General features: G+C 38.8%; 10 protein-coding genes (1 of these 10 cut by a window edge). 4 read left to right on the forward strand and 6 right to left on the reverse strand.

Features of this window, described 5'->3' with window-relative positions; genetic code table 11:
- Positions 1–275: 275 nt before the first annotated feature.
- Positions 276–1,802, forward strand: a complete 1,527-nt coding sequence (locus LEP1GSC190_RS02675) for an HDOD domain-containing protein (protein WP_002746416.1) — start codon at positions 276–278, stop codon at positions 1,800–1,802.
- Positions 1,803–2,226: 424 nt separating this feature from the next.
- On the opposite strand, the gene LEP1GSC190_RS02680 is transcribed toward LEP1GSC190_RS02675, so the two are convergent.
- On the reverse strand, positions 2,227–3,231 hold the full coding sequence (locus LEP1GSC190_RS02680; protein WP_002746495.1) for a hypothetical protein: 1,005 nt from the start codon (positions 3,229–3,231) through the stop codon (positions 2,227–2,229).
- Between the two features lie 732 nt (positions 3,232–3,963).
- Positions 3,964–4,653 carry an HAD-IA family hydrolase gene (locus LEP1GSC190_RS02685; RefSeq protein ID WP_002746444.1) on the reverse strand — a complete coding sequence of 230 codons (690 nt, stop codon included), beginning with the start codon at positions 4,651–4,653 and terminating at the stop codon, positions 3,964–3,966.
- Between the two features lie 96 nt (positions 4,654–4,749).
- Between LEP1GSC190_RS02685 and LEP1GSC190_RS02690 the strand changes: the two genes are divergently transcribed.
- Entirely contained in the window at positions 4,750–5,460 is a 711-nt protein-coding gene (locus LEP1GSC190_RS02690; protein WP_338034136.1) for a DJ-1/PfpI family protein, read from the forward strand.
- A 53-nt stretch (positions 5,461–5,513) separates the two neighbouring features.
- Here LEP1GSC190_RS02690 and LEP1GSC190_RS02695 read toward each other — a convergent pair whose 3' ends face one another.
- Entirely contained in the window at positions 5,514–6,725 is a 1,212-nt protein-coding gene (locus tag LEP1GSC190_RS02695) for a serine hydrolase domain-containing protein (RefSeq protein ID WP_002746410.1), read from the reverse strand.
- A gap of 178 nt (positions 6,726–6,903) precedes the next feature.
- Here LEP1GSC190_RS02695 and LEP1GSC190_RS02700 point away from each other — a divergent pair, with 178 nt between their 5' ends.
- A complete protein-coding gene (locus LEP1GSC190_RS02700; RefSeq protein WP_036037315.1) occupies positions 6,904–7,386 on the forward strand; it encodes an LIC_10730 family protein in 483 nt (160 codons plus the stop codon).
- Positions 7,387–7,663: 277 nt separating this feature from the next.
- Here the strand turns inward: LEP1GSC190_RS02700 and LEP1GSC190_RS02705 are convergent, their stop codons facing one another.
- Together LEP1GSC190_RS02705 and hisE are read right to left on the reverse strand one after the other, a co-directional pair.
- The gene (locus LEP1GSC190_RS02705) at positions 7,664–9,487 is read right to left on the reverse strand and encodes a hypothetical protein (protein ID WP_002746372.1); all 1,824 of its coding nucleotides are present in this window, start codon (positions 9,485–9,487) and stop codon (positions 7,664–7,666) included.
- Between the two features lie 4 nt (positions 9,488–9,491).
- Positions 9,492–9,770 carry a phosphoribosyl-ATP diphosphatase gene (hisE, locus tag LEP1GSC190_RS02710; RefSeq protein WP_036037317.1) on the reverse strand — a complete coding sequence of 93 codons (279 nt, stop codon included), beginning with the start codon at positions 9,768–9,770 and terminating at the stop codon, positions 9,492–9,494.
- A gap of 266 nt (positions 9,771–10,036) precedes the next feature.
- On the opposite strand from hisE, the gene LEP1GSC190_RS02715 reads away from it, so the two are divergent.
- Positions 10,037–10,990, forward strand: coding sequence for a tetratricopeptide repeat protein (locus tag LEP1GSC190_RS02715; protein WP_420844301.1), 954 nt, complete (start codon positions 10,037–10,039; stop codon positions 10,988–10,990).
- Between the two features lie 216 nt (positions 10,991–11,206).
- Here the strand turns inward: LEP1GSC190_RS02715 and LEP1GSC190_RS02720 are convergent, their stop codons facing one another.
- On the reverse strand, positions 11,207–12,732 hold the 3' portion of the coding sequence (locus LEP1GSC190_RS02720; protein WP_036037318.1) for a UDP-N-acetylmuramate--L-alanine ligase. Its footprint extends 58 nt past the window's final position; the window shows 1,526 of its 1,584 coding nt (coding positions 59–1,584); the start codon falls outside the window, past its right edge; the stop codon is at positions 11,207–11,209.

A 12,732-nucleotide genomic window follows, 5' to 3' on the forward strand; every position in this document is an offset into this window, starting at 1 on the left:
AGCATAAAGAGTTTCGAAGTTTATGTCAAAAATCCTCGTTTGTCTTGATGGAACATAAATCAACGTAAGGATTCCCGAATGAATTCATAGAGGGAGAATTTCTGTTGTTTTCTTCTTTTGAGATCGTACCAAAGGAATCGTTATCAAAGCAAACTCTTGTCGGAATGAACGTGGGTTTTTGACATGAGTTTTTAAAGTGGAACGGGTTGGAAATTTTTTCTTAGAAATTCAGATCACTTGACAAGAGCGGAACATAAACGAAAGAATCATCGAATATGAGTCAAAATAAAACTTTAGAGTTCCATCATCACAGCGATCTTGGACTTTATAGCAATCTTAAGGATTTGGATCATCCTGTTCTGGAAAACTCTCCCGTTCATTATCGATTTCATAATCTCACTGAAGACGTGGACTCTATCATCAGTAGAACCTTGGATCGTTATCTGCTTCAATTAGATATCATTTACGTAAGAGACTCCGTTTTTACAACTCTTAAGGAAACGATCGCCAACTCGATCAAGGCGAACGTCAAGCGGATTTATTTCCGGGAATTAAAAGCGGATATTCACAATCCTGAAACCTACAAACAAAAAATTTTAGGATTTAAAAAGGACTATTTGGATAACAAGGAAAAATATGAGGAACTTCTTTTTAAGAACAACTTTGTAGTTTTGGTCTCTTTCGTTTATAACAAGGATATGATTCGGATCCGAGTGATGAATAATGTAAAACTCAGCCTGACTGAGGTAGAGAGAATCAATCAAAGAATCGGAAAGGCAAAACTCTATAACGATCTCGCCGAAGCCTTCCTGGAAGCTGGAGACGAGACCGAAGGGGCGGGACTTGGACTTGTGATGTCCTTGATGATGTTGAAGAACGACGGTCTTTCCGAGACGTCTTACAAAATCGAAAGTCAAGGAGATAACACGAGCGTAATCATAGATATCCCTTTGAGTGTCACGAAAGAAAATCTTCAACTTCAGCAAACACAGGACATCCTTAGGAACATCGACGGACTGCCGACATTTCCAAGATTGATCCAAGATATTCAAGCGATGATAGAAAAGCCTAATTCTTCCATTGTTCAGATTGCGGAAGTCATCAAAAAGGACGTAGCTCTCTCCGCGAATATTCTTAAGCTCGCAAATTCAGCCGCCTTTATTCGTGCGAACAAAGTGGAAACCTTGGACAGGGCGATCCAACTGATTGGTCTCAAAGAACTCAGCCAACTTCTATTTTCTCTCGGAACCAAACAGATTCTCGAAAACAAGTTTCCTGTGTTTCTTTCGATCTGGGAAAAATCCAATCAATGTGCTTTCTACTGTAAGCTGATTGCATCAAGGACCGAGCTTCCCAAGGATGCTGTCAGTAATCTTATGTCCGCCGCGTTGTTACACGACATAGGAGAAATTATTCTTATTTCCTTGGAAGAAAGAACGATGAAAAATATCGGTAAAATCTCCGCGTCCAAAGAGATCGCATCTGCCGTATCGATGGAAGAAGCAGCATTAGGAATTACTCATACGAAAGTTGGTGCGTTGATCGCTGAGAAATGGAACTTTCCGGATTTATATGCAAAAGCGATGGAATTTCATCACAGGCCTCTGACCGTCGAAGAGGAATACATTTCTTATATTTATCCTATCTATCTTGCGGATATGATGATTAAGATCAACAATGAAGAGGCTAAATACGGCGAGATCCCAGAAAAGGTTCTTCAGTTTTGTAAATTCGAAAGTGCTGGGGATTTTCATTCTTTTAGAACCAAGGCTTTGGAAAGTTTCCTATCAAGAACCAGATGAGATCGGTGAATTAGAAAATTTGAATTTTGAGGGAACCTCTGTAAAATGAATTTTTCATTGAATGAGAACCGCCGGACGTAAATTCGGCCGGAGAATTTTTATTTTTGGATTTTATAGAAGTCCCCTGATATAATCGTAAGATCTTATCAGAACGGAAACATAATTTGTTCGTCCTTTGTCAAATTGTGCTTCTAAATGAATATTTCTTACCGTTAAGTTAGATCGTAATGTCCTTACCGAAAACTGTTTCCACGTTATTGTTCTTTGTTTAAGAATCAGCATTTTATAACTTATTCCAAAACTTTAAAAGAAATTATCATTCAAGTGAGTGTGTAACAAAACGTAGTAGTTCCACATCCCAAGGTTTTGGAATGTGCTCTTAAGCGAAATTGAAAATAAATTCAGAAAGCTCTGGGTTTCATTTTTAAACTTCCGGTTTCATTCCATGAGAAAAATCGTCGGTGAGAATTTCAAAAGCCGTTTTACGATTCGAAGTCAGTTTCGAATAAATAAGATCTTCCTTTCGTTTCACAAAAAGTTCCGTGTTGGCAATTTTACTGTTCAGACAATATTTCCAGCCGCCGGGCGGATTCCAGTACTGAAGACAGGCAAAGTCTTGAGGTTCTGCGTGGATTCTTCCTCTAATTTGAATCTCACTTGAGTTTGCCACAAAATTCCAATCGAAATAGCGATACTTCGCCCTACCGAAACTTAAGAACGGATGATTGAGTTTATAATCCTTACCTTTAAACCGAAATACGACTGGGGTAATTGCCGGAGTCCATATAGGTCCGATCTTTAACTTTGCGGTGGCAAGTTCCAAGAAAGAATCCGCTTCTTCCTCGAAACCGACAACTTGTCCCCAAGCATATTGATCGGTGTGTTTGGATCCCCAATTATGATTGTGACTTCCGATCCAATTTTGAACTTGAATTTCTTGGGAACCGAGTTTTAAACTTCCAGAAACTTTTACTCTAGGATTTCCAACTAATACCTTCGCTTTTGGAAAATTTCCTTCATACAAATTTTCGGGAAAAAGAAAAAGTGCGGCACTGCCGCCTGAAATTTTTAGATCCCAGAAAAACTTTTCAGGGCCTTTGTTGTTTCCCGCTTTTCCTAAAAGATATGAATCCGAAAGTTCAGAATCTCCAATCCTAACGGAGAACGGTATGGAATGAAACTTACATTTTTCGATGGGGAATTCCGACTTGGATACGAAATGAGTATTTTTTTCTCCGTCGAAATAAATGGCCCAGAGTTCTCCGATTGCCTTTTCGGGATGGTCTTTCGGCGAAAAGATCGTATAACGAATCCATACCGCCTGACACGCGTTAGGATTATTGGCTCTGACAAACCAACTTTCATAGTGTCCTGCCAGATCGTCCGTTTTGAATCTTGGGTGATTGTAATTGGATAAAATTTCGTTCATAGTTGTCCTTGAATCGAAAGAATTCCAACTCTTCTACGGGATCGTCGTTCTTTCTCAAGTATAATTCTCATTTTTGAATCTTATTTTTTATGAGCTTTGTATTTTTTTAGGATAAGGCCGATTCGATTTTATCTTCAGATCGATTTGAAGTTTGTTTTAGTCTGAACTTCAAAAAAAACTTTTGTGATAATAAATAAAAATTTCTTTATACAATAATTATAAACTGGATAAAGATGATTCATCAATCGGCATCTGAGTGGAATTCGTACCCGATAAATTTTATTGAAAGTTTGTCTTACTCGAAATCGTATAACAGAGCACCTGATGTTTTGCACTGAAACAGGGCTTTGTAATAAAAATTTATAGTACTCAATTGATAGGGATCGGTAAAATCTTAGAATTGTAAGAACTACTGCTAATTTAGCGATGAAAAAACGATTTAGAAACTTATAAATTTTACAAAGAGACGAATCTGTGAGGCAACTCTTTCGTTTTGTGACACTAAAGCGTCGACTTCAATTGGCGCTCGAAGAAACTAAGCGTCTCCTTACCGAACGATCCATAGAAAATGAGGCACTTATTTCAATTGAACACTCTTTGAACTCAAACAATAACGTTCTCTAAAGATCGTGTTGATTTCACAACTATGTTGTGAGTCGTTCACGATGTTCTGCGGGTTGTTGGACAGGCTTTAGAACAAGTTCTAAATATAGAAAAGAATCCGTTCCGCTTCTATAAAAATCGAATTAATTCCGAAAGAGATTCCAAATCTCCTTTTTTATTTTTTAGATAGGATCTCCAGCCTAAGGATCTAGGAACTACAACATCCAATTCGTATTTGTCTCCGCAATAAACCAGACAATCTCCAGAAAGCCTCACCAAACGCATTGCTTCTTCGAAAATTTTTGGAGAGGGTTTTTCGTATCCGAACTCGGCACTGACTATTATAGGATTTAAATATTCTGATATTTCTTTTGCTTCTAAAAGTGCTCTAAGTCTGTGATCCCAATTTGAAATTACTCCGAGTCCCCAATTTTCGTTCTTACAATAATTCTTGAGTTTCCAAAATCCCGGATCTACGGTCCAAAGTTCGGGATCCGCAAATTTGTTATAGATGATCGGAAACGCTTTTTCAAGTGAAACGCGGTCCGGAATTCTTTCTAAAAAATCTGCGAGTAATTCCTTCCACCAACCTTGAGTTCCTCCCGGATGAAATTGATATTTATCCCTATGTTCGGGCGGAGAATTCTCGTGCATCTTATGCCATGATTCTAAGAATGCTTTCCTGTAGAACTCTTGCGCATTTTTTTCCTTTTTAAACCCCGCTTCTACGAGGATTTCAAAATAGGTTTCACCGGCAGATTTTTTCAGATGAAGAATCGTATCTCCCACATCTAAGAATAGATACTTATCATAACTCACGTACTTACTTTTTTTCCCCCCGAAGTTTTTGCATCAAGGAATTCTAAAATCAAAAATGACTTGAAAGTCGTATTAAAATATTTACGCTCGGAATTTGTGTCAGGTTCTAATCTTTCCATCGGGATCTTTATCTTTTCGAATGTCACACAACTCGATTTTACGGGGCCTTATGAAGTTTTTTCAAGAATTCCAAACGTAAAGATATTTCTATTTGCTCAATCGAAGGAACCGATTGTGGCGGAATCGGGAATGAAATGGATCCCAGACTATGATTTTTCGAATTGCCCCGATTTCGACATTTTACTCGTACCGGGAGGTGCCGGAACTACCCTTCTTATGGAAGAATTTGAAGTCTTAAACTTCCTCAAAACAAAAACGGAAAATTCAAAATTTATCACTTCGGTTTGTACAGGTTCTTTGGTACTTGCTGCGGCAGGCCTTCTCGACGGATATAAGGCGACGACTCACTGGCTTTCCTTGGATGTTTTAAAATTGTTTCCGGTTCAGATTTCTGGCGAACGTTTTGTCAAAGATCGTAACCGGATCACCGGGAGTGGGGTTACTGCGGGAATCGACTTTGCCCTTTTTTTAACTGCTGAACTTTTTGGAACTGAACTTGCTGAAGAAATTCAACTTATGATCGAATACAACCCAGCTCCTCCTTTCACTTCGGGGCATCCGACGACCGCCACTTCTCATTTGGTGGAGAAAGTGAAACTAAGTCGGGAGACCACTCAAAATCGTAGAAAGGCGGCGGCTATTCGGATTTTAGCATTCAACAAAAAAACGTCGAAATCCGGCTTGTAGTTTTAGAAAACTCTGACTGCCTTCCGCCGTAAAGAAACAGAATCTTGGAATATTCATTTTTTATGATAAATTAGATGAGGTTCATTTAGGTCCTTCCAAAATGCAGGATTTCCGACCGTGAGCGATGCTTCGTGAATTTCCTTTAAAAACTCGGCTTCTTTTTCCGGATTTTTTTTCTTTTGCTTCGAATCCAAAGATTCCTTTACACTTGCAAGAATTTTGTCCAAAAGAAAATGAATCGGCTTGTCCCAAATTGCGGAGGTGGTCACGATCACCATTCTTCTATGAGGGATTACATACACGAACTGACCTCCTTTTCCGTTTGCCATAAACGTTTTTTTCCCTTCGAATTGGTGCGTCCACAATTGATAACCGTAGTTTTGTGAGGCTCCTGGTTTGATCGCTTGTTTGATCCAATCAAGTTTGAGGATTTTCTTACGTTGATAATTTCCATTGTTTAAGTACAGGATTCCGAATTTTACCATATCGATCGGCCTCAGTCTTAGACCGAAACCGGCGGTTTGTCTTCCCGAAGGAGATGTGTACCATTCATAACCTTTAAAATCAAGCCAAGAGAATAAAGTATTTTCCGCAAAATGGAGCAGTGTCATACCTGCTTTGTTTTCCAAAACCGCGGCGGCAAGTTGGGAATCTCCGTTGCTGTAGTCGAATTTAGTTCCCGGTTTGTCCTTCACTTCGGGTAATAATGCGATTACGAGAGGATCTTCTGCGGTCCTAATATCTTCTCGTTCCTGAAATTCTGACCAGCGCATTCCGGATGCCATCTGAAGAACGTCTCTGAGCCGAAGAGACTCTTTGCCTTCGAGCAAAGGAAAAGGTAGGTTTCCAAGGGAAAGAAGAGAATTCATCACCGGCTCGTTTACTGTTTTTAGAATTCCTTCGAAATTTAAAATTCCGAGTAGAGTGGATGTAACGGTTTTTGTAACCGAATAAACGCTGTGATTGTGATTGCGGGTAACACCTCCCGCATAACGTTCCATAACCAATTTTCCGTCTTTTACAATCAGAAGAGAACGGACTTCGAGTTCTTCTTCACGAATGGATTTTGATAAACGAAGTAGGGGAGTTGAATCCAAGCCGACATCTTCCGGTAAGGCGATCGGAAAACCCTCGAAAGGAGTTCTATTAAGTTGTTTCGGCGCTAAAAAACGAGGGGAGTTTCCTAATATTACTTCTCCCTCGCGTCCGGTGGAGGCACAGGAAAGGATCCATCCGATCCAGATCAGAAAAAGGAAAATTCTCATACGAACCTTACTCTTTTTCGTAAGAGATTCAAATCGATCCTTTTTCTTTTGAATTTCCGATTTTTGAAATTTATTTCCTGGAATCTTTGCAAGTTGAACAGGTTCTAAAAGTATTTTAAGTCGAATTTGAGTAGCTTTTTGGCAGCTTTTTGTGAAAATTTATTGTAGTGTTTTTCCGATGGATTCAAAACTCATTTTACGTTTTTTTTTAATATGTTTTTTTTGCATTTCGATTTTAACCATAGATTGTTTGATTCGAGTTGATTGGGATAATCCGAATCAAAAAAATGTGAAAAAAGTTCCATCTCCCGATGCCTTTCCCACGGGGGAAGATGCTAATCTTACACAAGTGGAACGAGCACGGCTTACCAAGGAAAGAAAGCGGACCGAATTTTCTCCGGAAGGTTTTGAACTCGTTCATGATCAAGAATCCAAATTTTCTTACGAGTATGCTTGTACTCAACTACTTGCCAAGTGTCAGACAAATTGTATGGAAGAATGGTATCCTTTTACCTCTATCTTCTTGCCAATTATAGGCTATAGAAGCGCAAAACAACGGCAATGTATGGATCGATGTAATCAATTCTGTAAACTTCCCAGTCGGATTCTTTCCGGCGAAACGAGTACAGCTCCTACAAGTCCCGGACCGCAATCTCATTAAAAGATCATCTTAAAATTTTACTGACCCCTATAGAATTGAATAGAGTAAATTTTTATTATAAAGTTCTGTTTCAGCATAAAATACTGGGTACCAATTTTTATGGTTATGAGTAAGATGTGGAAACGACTGTAAGAATTGAATCACGAAAAAGTATGTTTAAAGGTCCATAAACAATTGAACTATCACGTTTTGATATGCGTTTAAGGTTTTGGAATGGGTTTTTAACTCAAACAATACAATTTATTTCCGATAAGATTCTATTCCGTTTAAAAGAGTATCAAAATGGATTTCTGCTTTTGAATATTTCCGTTGATTGGGACCCAAAATATTCTTGAGACAACTTCAATTTCAAATCTTTGTCTTTCCAATTCTTAAAAGGAAGTCCGTACAGAGTAATGCGATATGTATCTAAATCGAATGGATAAAAAAATCCCTTTGGGAATCTGGTTTTGAAATTTCCTGCGCCGAAAAACGTAAAATCGACGATGACTTTCCAACGTTCTTTCGTCCAAATATCTTCTTCGCTTAACAATCGAATTTCGTAATAAAAGCGATCCAGTTCCGGATTTGAAAGTGAAACGACGGTCTCTTCGATATATTCCTTATAACCTTGGGGTAAAAGACGGATATAATGACCGGGAAAACCTTTGCCGGGTAGTCTCGCCAAAAACGGATCGGTGATTCCCAGAAGATCGATCCAGTGAATTCCAGGACCGCCGTAAAATCCCGGTAATCCGACATTAGTCGTAATCTGAACTCGTTGGAATTCCGAGGTGTTCAGATTAGTTTTAGGGTTGTATAGCGCGATTCTTTTTGCGTATTGTGCCCAAGGATGGGTGTCGGGAGTGATTCCCTCAAACCAATGTTTTAAAGAAGTATTGTCCTGATACGAAGCTCTTTCGTCTACGATTCCTTTTTCCACTCGAATCAAGGATCTCTGAAATATGTAACGTAGGGGCGAAGCAGAATACGCAAAAAAGTAAACTGAAACGATCGCACTTGAAGTAAATAATAATTTTTGAATATTCAATTTCGAATTTTCAAAATGAAGGGCTAAAAAAAGAGATTGAGAGAAAACGGAAACGATCAGACAGGTGCCCAAAAATCTCCCCGCCATAAAGTCTCCCCCAATCTGGAGAAGATACATAAACACGAAAACTATCGAACTGAAACTGAGGAACAGAATTCCTTTTTCTTTTTCGGACAACGCCCATTTTGTTTTTGTAAATCGTCGGAGAACCGGCTCTGAAATTATCCAAAAGACATGCATTCCGAAAATAAAAAGAGCGATCGGATCCCATTTTAAGCTGATTCTGAGGTAGTCCCAGCCGACTAAAATTTGTTCTGGAAGGGACGATAATACATTCGTCTTGGCATAAAACGTATTCGGGAGAAGGGAACCGAAGTAAACGAGTGAAAAGCACAAGTAAAGTAACCAGATGAATATTCCTAAAAAAGAATATTTTAAAAATTGAATTCTTTGATCCTTGAAAATTTTCCCCAAAAGAACGCACAGGGGCACTGCCAAAAACAGAATCAGGTCTAAGCGGGTCAAAAGCAAGAGTCCGGCCAAAAAACCGATTTCGAAGGAATCGGCTGCTGTGTTTTCTGGTTTCCCGTTTAAATACAACGAATAGAACTTAATCTCGAAAAAAAGAAGAAGCAGAAATGAAAGAGGGTTTTCTAGACCTGAAGTATTATAATCTATGAATATTCTAGAAGAAAAAAACGTTGACAAAGAAATAAAGATCAATCCGAGACCGTATCGAAATTTCAAGAGAGTGAAACAGTAAACGGATAAAAAAAGGATTCCGCAGGCATAAGATAGAATATAAACCGAAGCCGAAATATCTTGAACGATCCATTGGGTCGGGATCAACAAAAAAAGCCAAAGCGGATGAGTATAGACCTGAACCCTTTCCCAAGGATTCCATCGAAGACCAAATCCGTTCAGAAAGTTGTCCACGACTCGAAACGTGATGAACGAATCATCGCTCAACCAGGCGCTATGATAAAAAAGAACCGTATAGAGAAGAAATAAAAAAAAGAGAACGATTCTACTGGAAATTTTTTTGGGAAGGACGACTTCCGGAAGATCCATCGTTCTAAGAGTGTCGTTTACGAAGTTCTTCTACGATATCCTGCAGAGAAAGTTCTTGTTCTACGAGCAACACTTGTAAATGAAAAAGTAGATCAGCCACTTCGTGGGCAAGTTCCTTTTTATCAGAATTTTTTGCGGCGATGATTACCTCTCCGGCTTCTTCTCCTATTTTTTTGAGAATTCGATCCACTCCGCCCCGGAACAAATCCGCGGTATAAGATTTATCGGGAAGGTCCTGCTTTCTTTTTTTTAGAATGTTTTCCAACTGTAATAAAAATTCCATGAGTTTCCTTTACAAAATCTGCCTCTAATTTTCCCGGACTCCGATTCTCCGACAACCGTATTTTTTGAGTTCTTCCGAAAGAAAACGCTGGCTAAAGAATTTACAAAAGAATCTTATGATTGGAGGTGAAAAATTTACTAGAACTTTACATCTCCGATAAGTCACTCAAACGTGAGAGTCCCTCACAAGAGAGTGACTTTTACTTGTAAATGTATAATTTTATGATAAAGAAAAACCTCTCGAATCTTCCCACCCCTCCACCCAAAATGAGAATTAGGCCGAATTATCACAAGGGACTGTCGTATTTCCGACAGGATTTATTTTCAAATTCAAGTAATTTATGGGTAAAGTTGAAGTTGCGGCTTTTTAAACGCAACGTAACGTTTTCTCTTGAGAGTGCCGGATTTTTATCTTTTCCAATTTCCGTTTTGTTTTGTATAATTTTTTGTTTGCCAATTTCGGCTGAAATTCAATGGGAAAAATCAGTCAAGACCGCTTTTGAAAAAGCAAAGACTAATGGAAAACCGATTTTTATCGATGTCTATGCGGATTGGTGTGGTTACTGCAAGACTTTGAAGAATGAGATCTATCCTAAAAAAGAAGTTCAATTAGAACTTTCTAAGTTTGTTACGCTTTCTTTAGACGGTGATACCTTTCCGAATTTAAAACGCAAATACGGAATCAAAGGCTATCCCTCGATTCTTTTCTTGGATCAGAATGGAAGTCTCATCGATAAAATTACCGGGATGCCGGATTCCAAAATGATTCTTAAATATTTGAAAAACGCATACGCTCGCAAAAATTTAGAGAAAGAATATCTCGAAAAATTAGCTAAAGATCCAAACGGGATCAAGACCAACTTTCAAATGGGAGTATATTATTTCGAAGCGAAAGAATATACAAAGGCCGTTCAATTTTTTCAGAAAGTAATTGACGCAGACGATACAAGAAATACGGATAAAAAACACGATGCACTATTTAATTTGGGAATTTCTTATTTAGAAGTCGGGAACTTTAAGTTTGCAATTGCCACTTTCAATTCGTATATTTCCAGATATCCAAACGGGGATCTATCTTCGGTCCTTTTCTTTCGAGCAAACGCATACGAAGAATTGAATCGAAAAGAAGAAGCAAAGGCCGATTACAAAAAGGTTTTAGAACTGACAACCGACCCAGAAGAAAAAAGAGACCTTCAATTTAAGATCGATTCTTTGAATTAGAATAGTTTAATATTATAATTCAATTGTCCTAAGCTTGTGTTGATTTATAAGTCAATCTTCAAACCTTAGGAAGTGGAAGCTTGAATCGCGAAAATGATCGTTCGAAAGCCCATAAAACCAACCAATGGGACGTAGTCTGTGGGATTCCTGTGTTTTGTTAGATGCTTGTTTGAATGATTGAAACCGATTTTATATAAAAAATTTTTAGAATGTGTCTTAATCCTTTAAAAAAGCAAGGCCCCAGTCTCTTACATTACCGGCTCCTAGAGTGATAAGTTTATCTCCGGGTTTCAGAGATTTTTTCAATGCGAAAATTCCATCGGAAATTTCTTTGGGGAGAATTTTTGCAGGAACTTTCATAGAATCCAAAATGAGTTCGGTTCCCACACCCTCGATAGGATCTTCTCCTGCGGGGTAGATTGGTAAAAGATACACCGATTCTCCGGTATCCAGACTTTCGGCAAATTCCTTATAAAGATTTTGCGTCCGAGTATATCGATGGGGTTGAAAAAGAATGATCGCCCTTCCGTTTTTTTTCAAACCTTCCATGGACTGAATCACAGCCTTGATTTCTGTGGGATGATGTCCGTAGTCGTCGTAGACCTCGATTCCGTTTTTGCTGCCTAGATATTCGAGTCTTCTGCTAACACCGGAGTATTCCGAAATTTGAGAGACGAGTTCCACAATGGGTACACCCGTCTCGGAGCAGGCCAGGATTGCAGCCAAAGCGTTTTTTAAATAGTGTTCGCCCGGATACTTAAGAGAAAATGAATATTCTTTTTCTTGAAATCGAAAACTAAGGCTGCCGGACTCAATCGTATAATATATGATTTTAGAAGAATCGATACCCGATAAAACTTCGTTTTTCGTATTGTTTTGAATGCCAAACGTTTTAATTCTCGGGACTTTCTCTTTTGGATATTCTGAAGTATCTTTTTCCCTAGTCCGTAACGTTTCGTTATCTAAGTTAGATGGAAATTCTCTGTTTTCTGCAATATTTGAGTCTCCTGTACTAATTCCTTCAATATCTGAGTTTTGCGAAAAATCCTTTGCAATCTCGTCGGAAACAAAAACTTTAGAAAAGCATAATATTTTAGAATGGTCTTGGATCAATGCAAGAGAGTCGCGGATTCCGACGTCATCTAAATTCAAGATCAATTTCCGGGAGGTACGTTCCATGTAACGTGCAAAAGCGTTTAGGAGATTCTCCCGAGTCTGATAATGATCCAAATGATCTTCGTCTACATTGGTAAGAATCCGAATCTCCGCATTATGATTGTTGAATGTTCCATCTGACTCGTCCGATTCAAATATCCCCCATTCTCCCTCTCCCCAGGAACCGCCTTTCCCACCCAAAAACGCGACTTCTCCTCCAACCATTATAGACGGTGACATCCCGCATTTTTCCAGCAGGAATGCGGTCATAGCGCTCGTCGTCGTTTTACCGTGAGAACCCGCGACGGAAATTTGTTTTTTCTCCGACATGACCTGGTGAAGTAATTCCGACCGATGCACTAAAGGAATTCCACTGTCTTTGAATTTTTTCACCAAAGGATGGGAATCCAATCGGATCGCGGAAGAATAAACCGCAAGATCGTAATTTTCTGTTTCTAAAACATCGGATTTATGTAGTACGGTTGCACCATTTAAAACCAGTTTTTCCACAATCGCCGAATGTTTTCCGTCGTAACCTCCGACTTTAAGCCCCTTACTCAAAAGTAAAAATGCGAGAGAGGACATAC

The organism is Leptospira mayottensis 200901116 (assembly GCF_000306675.2).
GTDB lineage: Bacteria > Spirochaetota > Leptospiria > Leptospirales > Leptospiraceae > Leptospira > Leptospira mayottensis.

Bases quoted from the DNA above. Each gene is read 5' to 3' on its own strand.
- LEP1GSC190_RS02675 (WP_002746416.1), top strand. From the start codon at position 276: ATGAGTCAAAATAAAACTTTAGAGTTCCATCATCACAGCGATCTTGGA.
- LEP1GSC190_RS02680 (WP_002746495.1), bottom strand. From the start codon at position 3,231: ATGAACGAAATTTTATCCAATTACAATCACCCAAGATTCAAAACGGAC.
- LEP1GSC190_RS02695 (WP_002746410.1), bottom strand. From the start codon at position 6,725: ATGAGAATTTTCCTTTTTCTGATCTGGATCGGATGGATCCTTTCCTGT.
- LEP1GSC190_RS02700 (WP_036037315.1), top strand. From the start codon at position 6,904: ATGGATTCAAAACTCATTTTACGTTTTTTTTTAATATGTTTTTTTTGC.
- LEP1GSC190_RS02705 (WP_002746372.1), bottom strand. From the start codon at position 9,487: ATGGATCTTCCGGAAGTCGTCCTTCCCAAAAAAATTTCCAGTAGAATC.
- hisE (WP_036037317.1), bottom strand. From the start codon at position 9,770: ATGGAATTTTTATTACAGTTGGAAAACATTCTAAAAAAAAGAAAGCAG.
- LEP1GSC190_RS02715 (WP_420844301.1), top strand. From the start codon at position 10,037: ATGAGAATTAGGCCGAATTATCACAAGGGACTGTCGTATTTCCGACAG.